Raw genomic sequence first — 16590 nt, forward strand, 5'->3', positions numbered from 1 at the left:
CAACAAAAAATTCGTCAGAATCCAGCATTTCATCACCTAACAGCGCAGTAAAGTAATCATCAAGTGCTTGTTCACTTGATAAACTTGATCGCGCCATTGTTGATTCTTTATTCGCGCTCATTTATCGCCAGCCTTTCGAGATAAATAAGCAGCTGTTTGTAAGCAAATACACCACGACTACCCGATGCAAAATGAGATGCTGGTAAGCGCTTTAGGCTAGCATCTCGAAACTTAGTGTCTATCGGCACAGCGGATGTCCAAACTTGATTTGGATAATCTTCTTTTAGCTGAGTTAATGTTTGCAGTGATGCTTTAGTTCGCTTGTCGTACATCGTCGGGACAATCGTCACCTTAAACGGTGTTTTGCGAGACTTCTGCATGATAGCCAAAGTGCGAATCATGCGCTCTAAGCCCTTCATTGCCAAAAACTCAGTCTGTACCGGAATCAAAATACGGTCACTGGCAGCCAATGCGTTGACCATCATCACGCCCAAAATCGGCGGACAATCGATAAGCACATAGTCATAGTCGTCTTTCAAAGCGGCCAAAGCACGCTTCAAGATCAACCCCATACCGCTTCGATTTCCCATCACACGGTCTAATGTTGCCAAAGACATGTGCGCGGGAATAATATCGATACCTTCGACTTCCGTTTGTAAAATCAAAGGTCTTACTGTCGGCGCGTTAAACTCACGCAACTGAAATAGATCAAACAGACTCGATTCCACCGTATCTGAGTCGTAACCCAGATAGGTGGTTAGTGATGCATGCGGGTCAGTATCAACCAACAGAACACGGTGCCCCTTCAACGCAAGTAAACCTGCTAGGGTCACGGTCGAGGTCGTTTTACCAACACCACCTTTTTGGTTTGCAACACTCCAAACAATCATTTCGATTTACCTAAGCTAACCCAACTTCAACCAAAATCCTTTCCGCAATGCGGTCTAGAGGGAGGTCTTCAGTAGAAATGCCAGCTTTTGCTACAGCTTGAGGCATACCATATACAACACAGCTATCTTCGTCTTGCGCCCAGATTGTCGAGCCCGCAGTTTTTAACATACGCGAACCTTCTCGACCATCAGCGCCCATACCGGTCAGTATCATAGACAAGACTTTGTCGCCGTAGATCTTCGCTGCAGAGCCGAAGGTTACATCCACACAAGGCTTGTAATTCATTCGGTCGCCGCCATCGATAATTCTTAAGCGAGCAGATCCTGCACGGCCGTCAACCATCATCTGTTTACCACCAGGAGCAAGATAAGCCACTCCAGGTTTCAACACATCTCCGTCTTGTGCTTCGCGAACCTCAATCTTGCATAAGGTATTCAGTCGGCTAGCAAAAGCGGCGGTGAACGTTGCTGGCATATGCTGAACTAACACAATCGGATGTGGGTAGTGTGCAGGGATGCGCGTCAAAATTTTCTGTAGTGCAACAGGGCCACCCGTAGAGGTACCAATTGCAGTTAATTGATACTTTTTACCCGAAGCTCTGAATTTCGCCGTTGATGCAACCGCTGGTTTCACTGCTGAAATCGGTTGGCGCAATGGTGTTGAAGTTGTTGCCGGTGTAGCTGTAGCTCGTGGCGCAATAGGAGCACGGCGCATAAACGCACGCTTTGCTGCAATCTGAATCACACGTTGTTGAAGCAATGCGACAGCATCATCACGGTTACGTGCGATGTCTTCAAACTTCTTAGGTAGGAAGTCTAGAGCACCAGCGTCTAACGCATCTAACGTTGCTCTCGCACCATCATGCGTTAGCGATGAAAACATTAAAATAGGCGTTGGCGACGCAGCCATGATTTCACGAACGGCGGTGATGCCGTCCATGACAGGCATTTCGATGTCCATCGTGATTACGTCAGGTCTCAGCTGTTTCGCTTTCTCAACTGCTTCTTTACCGTTTACTGCTACATCAATGACTTCTAGGCGAGCCTCTGAGTTGATGATCTCGCTAACGCGACGACGAAAAAAACTCGAATCATCAACGACTAATACTTTAATCGCCATATTTATCCTTAAATTAAATTCTTGACGCAGCTGCGTACTGCTTCAACAAGTCCGGCACATCTAGAATCAATGCAATGTGTCCATCACTTGTAATTGTCGCGCCTGCCATTCCTGGCGTGCCCTGTAGTAGTTTATCAAGTGGTTTGATAACAACTTCTTCTTGGCCAATAAGCGTATCAACAACAAAACCAACACGTTGGCTACCAAGTTGTACGATAACAACATGGCCGTGTCCTTTACGCAATTCCACAATACCCGCTTTAGGTGCCAGCCAGTTTTGCAAGTAGAACAACGGAATAGACTTATCGCGAACGATAATCGTCAGCTGGCCATCAACCACGTTTGTGCGGCTTAAATCTAGGTGGAAGATCTCGTTTACAGAAGCCAGGGGCAATGCAAATGGATGTCCGGCAACACCGACCATCAAGGTTGGTAGAATCGCCAGCGTCAATGGAACCTTGATCGTGATCTTGGTGCCTTGTCCCATCTCTGAATCAATATCAATCGAGCCATTCAGTGTGTTGATCGCTGTTTTCACAACGTCCATACCTACACCACGACCAGAGATATCCGAGATCTGCTCCTTGCTTGAAAAGCCAGGGGCAAAAATAAGATTGAAACACTCTTTGTTTGATAAGCGAGACGCTGCATCTTCATCCATCAGACCGCGTTTAACCGCAATAGCACGAAGCTTATCAGGGTCCATACCACCACCGTCATCAACGATAGCCAGTTCAATATGGTCACCTTCTTGCGAGGCAGATAGAATCACTTTACCCGTTTGTGATTTGCCAGCCGCAATACGGGCTTCAGGCATTTCAATACCGTGATCCACAGAGTTTCTCACTAAGTGAATCAGTGGATCGGCAAGTGCTTCAACTAAATTCTTATCAAGATCCGTTTCTTCCCCGCGCATTTCAAGAACAATGTCTTTCTTCAAACTACGAGCAAGGTCGCGGACAACTCGTGGGAAACGACCAAAAACTTTCTTGATCGGCTGCATACGAGTCTTCATTACCGCACCTTGGAGGTCTGCGGTAACAACATCTAAATTCGAGACAGCTTTTGCCATCTCTTCATCGTTACTGTTTAAGCCAAGGCTCACAAGTCGATTACGAACCAGTACCAGCTCACCCACCATATTCATGATGGTATCCAGTGTTGACGTGTCGACACGAACTGTAGCGTCGGCTTGTTGTTTCTTCGCTGGCGCTTTAACTTCAGCTTTCGCTGGTGCTTCTTTAACAGCGACAGGTGCAGATGGCTGAGGCTTAGGTGCTGCTTGTGGAGCAGGCACTGGGGCAATAGGCTTCGCTGCAGCAGGTTTAGTTGCTGCATCTAGCTCTTCAATAGTTGGTCCATTACCTGAACCATGTAACTGGTCAAGTAGCTTCTCAAACTCTTCGTCGCTCATCAGGTCATCACCTTCAGACATCGCCGAAACGGGTGCGGAAGAAGGTGCTGGCGGAGGAGGAGGCGGTGAACCTACTGCCGTCGGGCTCTTGCCCGCGCCATGCAGTTCATCTAATAACTTTTCGAATTCGTCATCCGTAATATCACCGCTCTCAGCAACCGGCTGAGGAGCAACAGGAGCTGGCGGCGGTGTTGGTACAGAAGATGCTGTTGGTGAACCACCTTTACCATGAAGCTCATCAAGCAGACGCTCAAACTCATCTTCAGAGATATCATCCACTGAAGATGCACTAATGCTTGCGCTTTCGACGATCGGTTCAGCAGGCGCTTCAAAAACGGGTTCAGCGATTACTGGTGCAGGGGCTTCTACTGGAGCAGCTTCATCGGCAGACTGTGGTTTACAGAGGCGGTGAAGTTCATCCAATAAAGCTTGATCAGCAGGCACTAAAGGTTCCTGATCTTGCACGGCTTGAAACTGTACATTAACTGTATCTAGAGCCTGCAGCATCGTATCCATCAAACCTGATGTTACGCTGCGCTGGCCGTTTCGTAGAATGTCGAACACATTCTCAGCACCATGACAAGTATCCACCAGCTCAGTCAATGCTAGGAAACCAGCACCACCTTTTACTGTATGGAAACCACGGAAAATAGCATTTAATAGGTCTTTGTCGTCAGGGTTATTCTCAAGCTCTACCAGTTGTTCTGATAGGAGTTCAAGGATCTCTCCTGCTTCGACTAAAAAGTCCTGAAGAATATCTTCGTCTAAATCGTAGCTCATACGTTACCTTTAAAATCCAAGACTGGATAACAAATCGTCGACTTCATCTTGAGATGCAACAGCATCTTCACGCTCTTCTGGGTTCAGAATTGGACCTTCAGGCGCAATAGATGCTTTCTTCTCTGACTCTGGAGTTGGCTCTGTTTGATTCGCACCGAATACGGTGAGAATCTCGACCAAACGTCCTTCAACCTCATTCACCAAGGTAATAACTTTGCTAATTATCTGCCCAGTTAAATCTTGGAAATCCTGAGCCATCAAGATTTCAGTCAATTGTCCACGTAGTTCAGTACTATCGCCTTCTACTTGGACAAGCAATCCATCAATGCGGTGACATAAAGCTTTAAATTGTGCCAGCTCAATGCGGCCATGCATCAGTTCATTCCATTGAGGCCTTACTTGAAGTAAACACTCGTGTAGGTTGTCTGCAATTGGCATACAACGATCGACAGCGTCCATCGTCTTATTTGCCGCAACTTCCGTTTTATCAATGACATACTGAAGGCGATCCCTTGCGTCAGGGATTTCATCATTTGCGATAACGCTGATGCGCTCATCGAAATTGAATTGAGTCAAAGAGTCATGGAGGTCGCGAGTCAAACTTCCTATTTCTTGAAGCATTGGATTGTCTTGAAGACTAAAATTGTCTTCATAAATGCTTCTAACAAGAGAATCAGCATCTTGCTGCTTATCGTTCTCAAGCAGCTCTACTAATTTTTTTGCTTGTTCTAATGAAATCATCCTGAGTTCGGCCTTACTCCGCATACTTTGTGCGCTTAGGCTATCGAGATAAACAGAGATCTTATCGGTCAGTGTTTGCCTAGAAGTGCCTAAAACTTATTGATGCTTATAAGCGATCAAAAATCTTATCAAGTTTCTCTTTCAGCGTTGCAGCAGTGAAAGGCTTCACAATGTAACCATTAACACCCGCTTGCGCTGCTTCGATGATCTGCTCACGCTTCGCTTCCGCAGTGATCATAAGCACTGGAAGATGCTTAAGTTCTGCATCTGCGCGAATGTGTTTAAGCAGGTCAATACCTTGCATGCCTGGCATGTTCCAGTCAGTTACCACGAAATCAAATTCGCCTTTTTTCAGCATAGGTAACGCGGTTAAGCCATCGTCTGCTTCTTGAGTGTTGTTGAAACCTAAATCGCGAAGTAGGTTTTTAACAATTCGGCGCATCGTTGAAAAATCATCAACAATGAGAATTTTCATGTTTTTGTTCAAATTAGCCTCCACTGAATAGAATCAGTGTTGTTAGTCGTTCTGTGTCCAAGCACTTAACTTAGTGCGTAAACGCTGCATAGATTGGCTCAGTATTTGGCTGACACGAGATTCGCTGACACCTAGTACTTCCCCAATCTCTTTTAAATTGAGTTCTTCGTCGTAATAAAGCGAAAGCACGAGGCCTTCCCTTTCCGGAAGTTGTTTTATCGAATCGATCAAAGCTTGACGAAATGACTCATCAGCAACCCCTTGAAAAGGCGTGTTATCTTGAGAGTCTTCATTCGGAGATATTACATCATCTGAGACGCCTAAATCTTCGATTCCGACAAGTCTTGAGCAATTAATATCAGTTAAAGCGTTGTGGTACTGGTCTAAACTCAGCCCCATGTGCTTTGCCACTTCGGCATCACTTGGGTCGCGATTGAGGGTACCCTCTAATTCCGCGATTGCACTGCTGATTTCTCGATTGTTTTTATGAACCGATCTCGGCACCCAGTCACCACGGCGAATGTCATCCAACATAGCTCCGCGAATCCGAATACCTGCATACGTCTCAAAGCTTGCGCCTTTGGTACCATCATAGTTTTGTTGCGCTTCAATCAAGCCAATCATGCCAGCTTGAATTAAGTCATCAACCAAGACATTAGGCGGTAATCGCCCCAACAAGTGATGAGCGATACGTTTAACCAACACAGAATACTTCTCAAAAAAAGCCTGTTGGCTATTGTGATTAGCATGTTGATCGTAAGTAAGCGCTTTATTCACCAAATGGTTCCTCTATAAATTCAGTACGATTCAGCAGCCTTTCAACAAAGAACTCCAAGTGTCCACTTGGCGTTTTTGGTATTGACCAGGTCAATGCTTTATTAGCCAAAGAGCTGATTGCCAATGCAGCTGGAGAGCGAGGGTACGCATCTACTACGATTTTCTGTCTCTTGACTGATTGACGTACTTTATCATCTAAAGGAATACATGCTACGAGTTCGAGGCTCACATTCAAGAAGCGCTCTGTGACCAAAGTCAACTTTGCAAATAATTCTCGGCCTTCGCGGTAGCTTCTGACCATATTTGCAACAATTTTGAATCGCTGAACTTGGTGCTCTCGGCTCAAAAGTTTAATCAGTGCATATGCATCAGTGATTGAGGTAGGCTCATCACAGACCACAACAACCACGTCTTGCGCCGCTCTTGAGAAGCTAATTACCATGTCTGAAATACCCGCAGCGGTATCAACCAACAAGATATCCATCTCATCTTCAAGCGAACCAAATGCTCGAATCAACCCAGCGTGTTGAGCGTGTGAAAGTTCAGTCATGCTTTGCGTGCCAGATGTCGCTGGAATAATTCTAATTCCGTGCGGCCCTTCGACAATCGCATCCTTAAGTTCACATTCGCCAGCCAACACATGACCCAGGTTTCGTTTAGAACGAATGCCCAGCATGATGTCTACGTTAGCCAGCCCTAAGTCGGCATCCAGTACCATGACTTTCTTGCCTTGGCGAGCCATACAAATAGCCATACCTAACGTCACATTCGATTTACCGACGCCTCCCTTACCACCGGTTACAGCGATAACTTTTGTGAGTGAAGGCTTGGTTAAGCGACGGAGGCCGCTAGCTTGATCGTGTATCATATTCTCATTCATATTTATCCGCCGCCTAGAGCCCTTCAGAATCGCTATTCCAGTAATGAGGTTCATTCTCTGTAGATTTTTCTAATAACTCATTAGCCTTAGCAATCATATACTTTGGCTGAGCTATGACGATATCTTCAGGAACTCGTTGACCATTTGCTATGTAAGCAACTGGTAATGCATTTTGTATTACCACACTGATGAACTCACCCAAGCTAAGGGATTCATCCAGCTTAGTCAGGATACATCCCGACAACGGGATTCTTCTAAAGTGTTCAATGGTTTCTTGCAGCACTTTGCGCTGTGCGGTTGCAGGCAACACAAGGTAACTATTGATAACGGAACCACTCTCTTGCATCAATGTGTCTAACTGCTCGGATAGGCGAACATCTCGTTGTCCCATGCCTGCAGTATCGACCAGAATCAGGCGACGATTACGTAACTGATATATTACATCGGCCAATTCACTAGAATCTTTAGCAACTCTTACAGGACAACCCATAATTCGACCATAAATCGATAACTGCTCATGTGCACCTATACGATATGTGTCCGTTGTCACTAGTGCGACGTTGTCGGCGCCATATTCCATGGCTGCGCGTGCAGCTAGCTTAGCAACCGTCGTTGTTTTACCTACGCCAGTCGGGCCCAATAAGGCCACAATACCACCGCGTTTTAAAATATCTTTTTGCGTGACAGAGATCTGGTCAGCAACCAGAGCTAACAAGGCCTTCCATGCACGTGCAGGCTTGGTATCTTCAGGAATGTAACAGGCCATTTGATCGGCAAGCTCGGCAGATACACCCATACGCTCAAGGCGTTTGATAAGCATTGCTCTGAGCGGTTCTCGACGCTCAACTTCTTGCCACATTAGCCCTGATACTTGATGCTCTAATAGACGACGAATTGAGGTCATCTCTTCACGCATCGTCTCCATTTCTGTATCTGAACCTTTCGACTGAGTGTTCTCACGACCACGATCATAACGGGTAGGATCCAAACGAGGTGCTGGACGCTCTACTCTGCGGTCTTCGGCAATCAATTTAGATAAGCCTGTTTCACGAGCAAATGCTGAATCGAGGCTCCCGTGAGATTGCTGGTTACCGGAAGACAGTTGGTTACCAGAAGACTGTTGATTGCCAAGAGACGGCTGGTTGCCGAGAGACTGACGATTACTATGTGGCTGATGATTGCTATGCGGCTTATGACCCGTGCTGGATTGGCGATTTAGCAATGCTGACAACGAGTCTTCGTTTTCAGCGCGGTGTTGTGGCTCATCATCGGCGCCATGACTGTATTGCTTTAGCATATTCGCAAAGCGTTTGGTCATTGAGCGTCCACCTTCAGCACTTGTCTGTAGGCTAACCTTGTCATCGTCTAATTGACGACGCCCTGCCGGTGCTGCGGGCGCGGCCATTTGCGTATATTGGCTTTGCGCAGGCTGCTGAGGTTTATTTAATCTCTGGCTCGCTGTCGATGGGCTAGATTCGCCATCAATAGCGGCAACAATTTCCACGCCACCTGCGACCTTTTTGTTAGACATGATCACCGCTTCTGAGCCAAGTTCTTCTTTAACTTGAAGCAGTGCGGTTCGCATATCTTTTGCAAAAAATCGTTTAATTTTCAATTCGATCGTCCGTTCTAATTAGGCGGCTTAATTACCAACAGCTTGTACTATACGTATCTGCTTTTCGTCCGGTATCTCTTGGTAAGATAACACTCTCAAGCTTGGGATCGTGTTCTTCACGAACTTAGCCAGAGTCGAACGCAATACACCAGAGGTCAGTAGCACTGCTGGCTCACCTTTCAGCTCTTGCTCTTGTGTGGCATGGCTGAGTGAGGTCTGTAAACGTTCGGCTAAACCAGGTTCAATACCAGCAGATTCTCCGCCGGATGCCTGCATGGTTTGATGCAAGATTTGTTCCAGCTCTGGAATCAAGGTTATCACGGGCAACTCTGGCTCTATACCATTGATTTCTTGAACAATTAGTCGTTTCAAAGAGATACGAACAGCCGCTGTAAGTATGTCAGGTTCTTGACTCTTACTTGAGTACTCCGACAAAGTTTGGACTATTGTTCGAATATCACGAATTGGAATGGCTTCATTCAACAGGTTCTGCAGCACTTTCACAACGACGCCAAGCTGTAATTGGTCCGGTACAAAGCCTTCCACCAGCTTAGGCGTTGAACGGCTAAGCATCTCAAGTAAGTTCTGAACTTCTTCGTGACCAATCAGTTGTGATGCGTTATTCGTTAGCTGCTGACTGAGGTGAGTGGCCAACACGGTTGATGAATCAACAACCGTGTAACCTAAGGCTTGCGCATGTTCACGCTGCTCTTCACGAATCCACACGGCTTCTAGACCAAAGGCAGGGTCAATCGTCGGCTCACCATCGATCATTCCATACACTTGGCCTGGGTTAATGGCTAATTCCATATCCGGCTTAATCTCAGCCTCACCAACCGCAACCCCCATTAAGGTGAGTCGGTAACTGTTTGGGGTCAATTCTAGGTTATCGCGGATGTGTACTGCTGGGATCAAGAAACCAAAATCTTGAGACAGCTTCTTACGCACCCCTTTAACGCGTTCAAGCAGTTCACCACCTTGATCTCTGTCAACTAGAGGAATCAAGCGGTAGCCAACTTCTAAGCCAATAATATCAACAGGCTGAACATCATCCCACGAAAGTTCTTTCTGAGAACCCGTCTCCCCACTCGCTTCAACCGTAGCTGGAAGGTTGGGTTGTTCAGCTTTTTTCTTGTTCTTTTTATCAATGTAATAGGCACCGGCACCTGCAACGACAGCAAGGCTCAAGAACGAGAAATGAGGCATACCCGGCACAATACCCATAATGCCAAGGATTGCAGCAGTGATCATAAGGGCTTTAGGATTATCGAACATTTGGAAGACAAGCTGCTCGCCCATGTCTTCATCGGTGTTTTGACGCGTCACCATCATCGCTGCAGCAATAGAAAGTAATAGCGATGGAATTTGAGCAACCAGACCATCACCGATAGTCAGTAGTGTATAGATTTCGATTGCTTCACCAAAACCAAGGTCAAACTGAACCATACCAATACTCAAGCCACCAATAATGTTGATGAACAAGATCAAGATACCAGCGATCGCATCACCTTTAACAAACTTAGATGCACCGTCCATTGAACCGTAGAAATCGGCTTCTTTGGTCACTTCAAAACGTCGAGTACGAGCCTGATCTTGGTCGATCAAACCTGCATTTAAGTCGGCATCGATTGCCATCTGCTTACCCGGTAAAGCATCAAGGGTAAAACGTGCACTTACTTCCGAGATACGACCCGCACCTTTGGTGACAACCATGAAGTTGATGATCATCAGGATCAAGAACACCACCAAGCCAACCGCATAGTTACCACCGATAACCACGTTACCAAAGGCTTCAATAACGTTACCGGCAGCATCACCCCCCTCATGGCCATGGAGCAATACCACACGTGTCGAAGCAACGTTCAAGGCCAAGCGGAGCAGAGTCGCAATCAGGAGTACGGTTGGGAATGCAGCGAAGTCTAAAGGCCGACGGGTATAAACCGAAACCAATAGTACAACCATAGACAGTGCAATGTTGAAGGTGAAGAACATATCCAACAAGAAAGCTGGAATGGGCAACACCACCATAGCAAGCGTTGCAAGCACCATAACAGGCGCGCCAATCGCAGGCATGGCACGGTTAGGAATTTTAGGTAGCTTGTCCGCAAAAGGCAGGGTGAATTTCATAAATCTAGGCAGTTTCGCTATGTTGTAGCTATCTCACTAAGCAGATTGAGGCCTAGGTCTAAGCTATGTTGCTATGGGCTAATATGTTCGGAATTGATATAGCAAACACTGTACCAACATCTCACGTCAAATTATCGCCATCACCTCGGAAACAAGAGGGGTAGCTAAGTTGCTATTATCAGGGTTCATCAAGCTGAGCTCAAGCAATTGATCTAATGTCGTAAATCAGGTGGGATCGGCATATTAGAATCTTGCAATTTTGGCCTCTCTCCACCTTTTTTTCGGTATTGCTTAAGCTGGAAAACATATGCAAGCACTTGTGCAACTGCTGCAAACAGACCGTCAGGAATTTGTTGTTCTAGTTCTGTGGTGTGATAAAGCGCCCTAGCCAATGGCGGTGCTGGAATAATATAGATGTCATTTTCTCGTGCGATTTCACGGATCTTCATCGCCATGTGATCGACACCTTTAGCAACCACAATTGGTGCCTTATCTTGATTCTGCTTATAGCGAAGCGCCACTGAAAAGTGCTCAGGGTTGGTCACAATCACATCCGCTTGAGGTACGTCAGCCATCATTCGACGTTGAGCGGCTTCTCGTTGCAGCATACGAATACGACCTTTCACTTCGGGCTTACCCTCAGTGTCTTTGAATTCATCTTTGACTTCTTGCTTGGTCATCTTCAGCTGATCAGCGTGTTGCCAAATCTGGAATGGGATATCAATGGCGACCACGATGAGTAGAGAACAACTGATCAATAGGATAAAGTTGAGCAAAATATCTAAGGCATGGAATATATTCTGTGGGTACACATCCATACTCAACTGCATCAAGTCATGTTGAGAAGCTTGAATCAGATAAATGGCCATGCCCGATACCAAAGCCACTTTCAAGATAGATTTCAGCAGTTCAACCCAGCTTTGTAAGCCAAACATACGCTTGATACCACTCAAAGGATTGAGTTTAGATGCCTTTGGCATAGCGGCTTGCATTGAGAAATTGACCCCACCAACACCCGCAGCGCCAATCACAGCAGCAACGAACAAAGTGATGAGAATCAAAAACAGTGGGAACAATAGGTTTACTAATGCGCCACCCGCTATTTCCAGTAGCTTATTAGTATCAAAAATCTCGTCACGACTGAGTGAAAACAGGCGTTGCATGGCCTCGAACAAAGCCTTCGCCATCGATTCGCCAAACCACATTAAAGAAATCGCACCGACTATCAATACCGATGCTGACGCCAGCTCTTTTGACCTTGCAACCTGCCCTTTCTCTTTGGCCTGTTGCAAGCGTTTGGGCGTGGCGTCTTCTGTGCGTTCTTGACCGTCTGACTCTGCCATTTCAGTCTCCTAGCAATCTAACCGGATTAGACGACATATCTGTTGCTCGCCTTGTATCCAAAATAGCTCATAGTGGCTAAACAGGCCGCCAAGGATGTACCAACAAAGTAACAGACCCACGAGTAGCGCAAATGCAAAACCCAAGGAAAATATGTTTAGCTGAGGTGCCGCACGTGTCATTACACCAAATGAAAGGTTAATCGTCAGCAGCGCAATAATACCCGATAACGACATCGCTAATGCTGTTTTGAACATGATGCCAAGCCACAATGCCAGCTCTCTGAAATCGACGGCGGTTAAAGACCCACTGCCGATCGGCAAGGTTTTAAAACTAAACACCACCAGTTGCAACATTTTCAAGTGACCATCGGTCGCCAAGAAAAACATGGTCGCCAACAGCATGAACAGTTGGCCAAGTACTGGCGTATTTTGACCGTTTGCAGGATCGACCATAGAGGCAAAACCCAAACTCGATTGCATACCTAAAATCTGACCGAGCATAACAAAAGTTTGAATCAAAAACTGAGTAACAAACCCCATGGCGACACCAATCACGATTTGTTCAAATACCGTCAAGAATCCTTGGAAGGACAGCAGCTCAATCTCTTTAGGAACAGCTGGGATTGCGGGCATCACAGCAAAGGTGATCGCCAAACCTAAATACAGACGGATACGCGGCGACACAAAGCGTGCCCCTGTTACCGTCATCACCATCAGCATGGCTGAGATGCGAGTGTATGGCCAAAAATAATTGGCTAACCACTCTAGTACAAGGCTCGTTGGGTATTCCATATTGGTTTAATACAGAACTTGCGGCAAGCGTTCGATGAGTTCGAAAAAAAACTCCATCATCATCTGAGTCATCCAGTGAGCAAACATCATCAACGCCAATAACGTCACGATCAAACGCGGTAGGAAACTCAATGTTTGTTCGTTGATAGACGTCGCAGCTTGGAAAACCGCTACGACTAAACCAATCAATAGGCTAGGAATAATAATGGCACATACCATTATCAGTACCATCCAAAGTGCATCTCGGAACAACTCTACGAATATTTCAGGATTCATTATTCCCCCAGCTACAAGGCAAAACTGCCGGCGAGAGTGGAGAGTATCAAGTTCCAACCATCAACAAGAACGAACAGCATCAACTTAAATGGTAACGATACAATCATCGGTGACAACATCATCATACCCATAGCCATCAATACCGAGGCGACCACCAAGTCGATGATTAAGAAAGGTAAGAACAGCATGAAGCCAATTTGGAAAGCCGTTTTCAACTCCGATGTGATAAACGCTGGAATCAGAACCGCCATGGAAACATCTTCAGGGTTAGTCACTTCCGCACCCGAGATCTCAACAAAGGTTTCTAGATCTTTGATTCGAGTTTGTTTGAGCATGAAAGACTTGATCGGGCCTTGGGCAACGTCGAACGCCTGTCGTGCCGATATTTGTTCATTGAGATAAGGCTGAACCGCTTGCTCATTCACTTGATTGATCACTGGTGACATGATGAAAAAGGTCAAAAATATCGCGATACCAATAATCACTTGGTTTGAAGGCGTTTGCTGGAGACCCATTGCCTGACGCAAAATAGACATCACCACCACAATACGGGTGAACGACGTCATCAAAATTACCATTGCCGGCAAGAAGCCAAGCATGGTCATTAAGGCCAATATCTGTAAATTGATCGAGTAGTCTTCACCGCCATTGGCGTTGGTGGTCATGGTAAAGGCAGGAATGCCGCCACCATTACCCGTTAAACTACCAGTGGTCATGGTTTGCGATTTAGCTTGGTCTTGTTCCATCGTGCTGATGGTAACCGACTCTGAGCCTGCTGTATTCGCTGGAATGACGGTGCCATCTTCAGCCTGTGCAAATACCGACACACTGAACACGAAAGAACAGAGGAGAATGAGCTGAACCAACAACGCTTTTACCACTCGAAAAGATCCGATTTGGCAAAAGTAAGATGAGGTAAAAAGTCCGTTACTTGTTTGCATCTTTTTTAATTAGCTGGGAAAGCTGACTTGAAAATGTACTTTTTTCCAGCATCTCCTGAGTAAGAGGTTTATCGAGCTTAGAGATCAGCTGAATCGACTGTGTGGTAATGCCGACTAAGAACTGTTCATCACCTGCTTGCACAATCGCAATGCGTTCTTTAGTACCAACAGGAATTTGCCTAACAATAGCCAAACCTTGTTGATTCGACATCGCAGGCACTTGCATTCGCTTGAGTAACCAAGCAATAAATAAGATGAAGGCGATAACGAAAATTAGCGACCCAAAAGTGGTCGCTAAATCAAGAGAAGGAGGCGCGGCAAAAGCAATAGAAGGCGTAGACAACAGCCCTATTCCCAATGTTCCGCGAGACGAACCCACCAATCTTTTTGGCGAAAAGCGCATTAACGTAGCTTCTTAATTCGTTCTGTTTGGCTAATTACGTCAGTCAGACGAATACCAAATTTGTCGTTCACCACAACCACCTCTCCGTGAGCAATCAGAGTACCGTTAACCATCACATCTAGTGACTCACCAGCAATTCTATCGAGCTCTACTACCGAACCTTGGTTCAATTGAAGTAAGTTACGGATACTGATCTGAGAACGGCCAACTTCCATCGAGATAGTCACTGGGATATCCATGATGGTATCCAGTTTACGACGCTCATCTTCAGAAATCGGAGACGATGAATCGGTTAGTTCATCAAGTGGTGCCGCAAGCACATCATCAACATCAATTGACGGTGCTAAAGGGTCTTCACCAAGTGCTGCAGCCCATTCGTCTGCTAGCTTTTGATCTTCACTAGGTTCCATTACCAATTCCTATACTTTTATCTATTTTGCTATTCGTCATCATCGCTGTTTTCGAGCTCAGACATTAGGTCTTTGCCTAGAAAAGCGAGATCAGTTTTGACCACATGCGGTCTTTGAATTTTTTCCGAAATCTGTACCGCGAGCTTCTCACCAGAACGCCCCATTTTCACACGATAAGTCGGCAGTTCTTCGACAAACATCGTCGCGTGTTCAGGCATGTTCATGGGAATGACATCTCCTGGGCGCAGCTCCATCAAATCACGCAGGGAAATATCTTGCTCTAACAAGTTCACGCGAAAATTGACTGGCACATCCATGATTTCATCACGCAGCGCGGTGCTCCAACGAACGTCGGTTTCCATTTTGTCTGATTGAACACCGGCATCAAGCAATTCACGAATCGGCTCAACCATGGAATAAGGCATCACGACGTGGAAATCACCGCCACCGCCATCCACTTCAATGTGGAATGAACTCACAACAATCACTTCGGTTGGGCTCACAATGTTCGCCATGCTTGGGTTCACTTCAGAATCCAAGTATTCAAACTCAACCCCCATCACTGGAGACCAAGCTTCTTTGTAATCTTCAAAAACAATTTTCAGCAGTAACTGAATAATTCGTCTTTCTGTTGGCGTGAATTCACGGCCTTCAATCTTGGCGTGGAAACGGCCGTCACCACCGAAAAAGTTTTCTACAAGAATAAATACAAGGCGTGCTTCCATAGTGATCAGCGCCGTGCCTTTCAACGGGCGGAAACGAACCATGTTTAAACTGGTGGGTACATACAATGTGTTTTGGTACTCACCAAACTTCATCATTTGTACGCCATTGATCGACACTTCAGCCGTTTTACGTAACATATTGAACAAACTGATCCGCATATGACGTGCGAAGCGCTCGTTAATAAGTTCAAGGGTCGGCATTCGACCACGGACGATTCGATCTTGAGATGAGAAGTCGAAATTGACCGCACTGTCATTCTCGGTTTCTAAGACATCTTCAACTTCTTCAACATCATCAACGCCATGTAATAGCGCATCAATTTCGTCTTGGCTTAATAAATCGGTCACAAATTACCTATTGAATTACGAAGTCAGTGAATAACACTTTTTCAATCACAGGCTGGCCAACAGCTTGAGCCAGACTTGCTTTAATATCTTCAGTTGCCTTGTCACGCAGTTCAATTCGCCCAGTGGGTGAGCGTAATTGATCGACCGTTGCCGAAGCGAACGTGGCCAGTAGCGTACTTTCTACGAGTGGAGAGTGGTAACGTGCGAGGTCTTCATTCTTACTGCCACGTACCATCAGCTGTGCTTTTATCTGAACTAGGCGATCTTTTTTATCTCCCGTCACATTAAACAAGAAAGGCTGAGGAATATTAACATACATGACAGGCTCTGCTGCGACCACTGCGGTGGCTGGCTGAGACTGAGATTCAGAGGCACTATCATCGGAGCCTAAGAAAAAGAACAGCGCACCACCTATGCCAAGCAGCAAAACGACTACCGCTATAATGATGATAAGGAGCTTGCTCTTCCCTTTAGGTGCATCTTGTTCTTCTGCCATACTTTATTCTAACTTCCTGTTCTTTCGATTAACTGAC

General features: G+C 46.0%; 17 protein-coding genes and 1 pseudogene. All 18 read right to left on the bottom strand.

What is annotated here, in order from left to right:
• A pseudogene (locus AACR09_RS06760) lies at positions 1 to 121 on the bottom strand (chemotaxis protein CheW); the annotation flags it as partial.
• Positions 108 to 890, bottom strand: coding sequence for a ParA family protein (locus tag AACR09_RS06765; protein ID WP_017076808.1), 783 nt, complete (start codon positions 888 to 890; stop codon positions 108 to 110). The pseudogene AACR09_RS06760 and the gene AACR09_RS06765, both read right to left, overlap by 14 nt.
• Positions 891 to 900: 10 nt before the next feature.
• On the bottom strand, positions 901 to 2010 hold the full coding sequence (locus tag AACR09_RS06770; protein ID WP_193836248.1) for a protein-glutamate methylesterase/protein-glutamine glutaminase: 1110 nt from the start codon (positions 2008 to 2010) through the stop codon (positions 901 to 903).
• A gap of 13 nt (positions 2011 to 2023) precedes the next feature.
• Complete coding sequence (locus AACR09_RS06775; protein ID WP_004736220.1) at positions 2024 to 4204, bottom strand: chemotaxis protein CheA; 2181 nt, start codon at positions 4202 to 4204, stop codon at positions 2024 to 2026.
• 9 nt (positions 4205 to 4213) lie between these two features.
• Positions 4214 to 4945, bottom strand: coding sequence for a protein phosphatase CheZ (locus AACR09_RS06780; protein ID WP_004736219.1), 732 nt, complete (start codon positions 4943 to 4945; stop codon positions 4214 to 4216).
• Between the two features lie 106 nt (positions 4946 to 5051).
• Positions 5052 to 5420 carry a chemotaxis response regulator CheY gene (cheY, locus tag AACR09_RS06785; protein WP_016767062.1) on the bottom strand — a complete coding sequence of 123 codons (369 nt, stop codon included), beginning with the start codon at positions 5418 to 5420 and terminating at the stop codon, positions 5052 to 5054.
• 42 nt (positions 5421 to 5462) lie between these two features.
• Positions 5463 to 6197 (bottom strand): RNA polymerase sigma factor FliA, encoded by a 735-nt coding sequence (locus AACR09_RS06790; protein ID WP_017076812.1) that lies wholly within the window; start codon positions 6195 to 6197, stop codon positions 5463 to 5465.
• Positions 6190 to 7077: a MinD/ParA family protein gene (locus AACR09_RS06795; RefSeq protein WP_193836249.1), complete on the bottom strand. Its 888-nt coding sequence runs from the start codon at positions 7075 to 7077 to the stop codon at positions 6190 to 6192. The genes AACR09_RS06790 and AACR09_RS06795 overlap by 8 nt, the downstream gene beginning before the upstream one ends.
• Before the next feature lie 13 nt (positions 7078 to 7090).
• The gene (gene flhF / locus AACR09_RS06800) at positions 7091 to 8692 is read right to left on the bottom strand and encodes a flagellar biosynthesis protein FlhF (RefSeq protein WP_193836250.1); all 1602 of its coding nucleotides are present in this window, start codon (positions 8690 to 8692) and stop codon (positions 7091 to 7093) included.
• A 27-nt stretch (positions 8693 to 8719) separates the two neighbouring features.
• A complete protein-coding gene (flhA, locus tag AACR09_RS06805; RefSeq protein ID WP_102540310.1) occupies positions 8720 to 10819 on the bottom strand; it encodes a flagellar biosynthesis protein FlhA in 2100 nt (699 codons plus the stop codon).
• 212 nt (positions 10820 to 11031) lie between these two features.
• Positions 11032 to 12162: a flagellar biosynthesis protein FlhB gene (gene flhB, locus AACR09_RS06810; protein WP_004736213.1), complete on the bottom strand. Its 1131-nt coding sequence runs from the start codon at positions 12160 to 12162 to the stop codon at positions 11032 to 11034.
• Positions 12163 to 12171: 9 nt separating this feature from the next.
• On the bottom strand, positions 12172 to 12954 hold the full coding sequence (gene fliR, locus AACR09_RS06815) for a flagellar biosynthetic protein FliR (RefSeq protein ID WP_004736212.1): 783 nt from the start codon (positions 12952 to 12954) through the stop codon (positions 12172 to 12174).
• A 6-nt stretch (positions 12955 to 12960) separates the two neighbouring features.
• The gene (fliQ, locus tag AACR09_RS06820; RefSeq protein WP_004736211.1) at positions 12961 to 13230 is read right to left on the bottom strand and encodes a flagellar biosynthesis protein FliQ; all 270 of its coding nucleotides are present in this window, start codon (positions 13228 to 13230) and stop codon (positions 12961 to 12963) included.
• Between the two features lie 11 nt (positions 13231 to 13241).
• Complete coding sequence (fliP, locus tag AACR09_RS06825; RefSeq protein WP_181257028.1) at positions 13242 to 14171, bottom strand: flagellar type III secretion system pore protein FliP; 930 nt, start codon at positions 14169 to 14171, stop codon at positions 13242 to 13244.
• Positions 14158 to 14574: a flagellar biosynthetic protein FliO gene (gene fliO / locus AACR09_RS06830; RefSeq protein WP_017091071.1), complete on the bottom strand. Its 417-nt coding sequence runs from the start codon at positions 14572 to 14574 to the stop codon at positions 14158 to 14160. Before fliO ends, fliP begins: the two co-directional genes overlap by 14 nt.
• On the bottom strand, positions 14574 to 14984 hold the full coding sequence (gene fliN, locus AACR09_RS06835; protein WP_004736208.1) for a flagellar motor switch protein FliN: 411 nt from the start codon (positions 14982 to 14984) through the stop codon (positions 14574 to 14576). Before fliN ends, fliO begins: the two co-directional genes overlap by 1 nt.
• A gap of 29 nt (positions 14985 to 15013) precedes the next feature.
• Positions 15014 to 16057: a flagellar motor switch protein FliM gene (gene fliM / locus AACR09_RS06840; protein WP_004736207.1), complete on the bottom strand. Its 1044-nt coding sequence runs from the start codon at positions 16055 to 16057 to the stop codon at positions 15014 to 15016.
• A 7-nt stretch (positions 16058 to 16064) separates the two neighbouring features.
• Positions 16065 to 16553: a flagellar basal body-associated protein FliL gene (gene fliL, locus AACR09_RS06845; RefSeq protein ID WP_004736206.1), complete on the bottom strand. Its 489-nt coding sequence runs from the start codon at positions 16551 to 16553 to the stop codon at positions 16065 to 16067.
• Between the last annotated feature and the right edge of the window lie 37 nt (positions 16554 to 16590).

Origin of the sequence: Vibrio sp. OPT20, assembly GCF_963889365.1 — a bacterium.
GTDB lineage: Bacteria > Pseudomonadota > Gammaproteobacteria > Enterobacterales > Vibrionaceae > Vibrio > Vibrio splendidus.